This is a genomic window from Streptomyces sp. NRRL S-495 (assembly GCF_000966955.1).
In the GTDB taxonomy this organism is placed as follows: domain Bacteria; phylum Actinomycetota; class Actinomycetes; order Streptomycetales; family Streptomycetaceae; genus Kitasatospora; species Kitasatospora purpeofusca.
Map to the genome: position 1 here is coordinate 1 of NZ_JZWY01000501.1, position 283 is coordinate 283.

Annotated in this window: 1 protein-coding gene; it reads left to right on the forward strand. The window is 81.6% G+C overall.

What is annotated here, in order from left to right; all coding sequences use genetic code 11:
• Positions 1 to 276: DUF2398 family protein (locus VR45_RS24895; RefSeq protein WP_045942061.1), on the forward strand; the 276-nt coding region annotated here is incomplete at its 5' end.
• Positions 277 to 283: the final 7 nt, after the last annotated feature.

Here is a 283-nt window from a genome sequence, read left to right on the forward strand (position 1 = left end):
ACCGACGAGTACGGCCTGCCGGCCGGCTGGCGCCGTGACTACCTCGCCGACCGCACCGCGCTGCGCCGCGACGCGCTGGACCTGCTCCACCGGATGGGCCTGATCACCCCCGCCCCGCGCGGCACCCGCCCCCCGGGCTGGCTCCTCCGGGCCCCCGCCGCCCGCTACGCGCCGGCCCCCGACCTCCTCCCCGCCCCCGGCACCGGTCGCCACTCCCGGCCCGGCCCCGATCTCACGATCCCGGCGCCCGCCACCCGAGCCGGCCAGCCCGTCTGACCCCCGC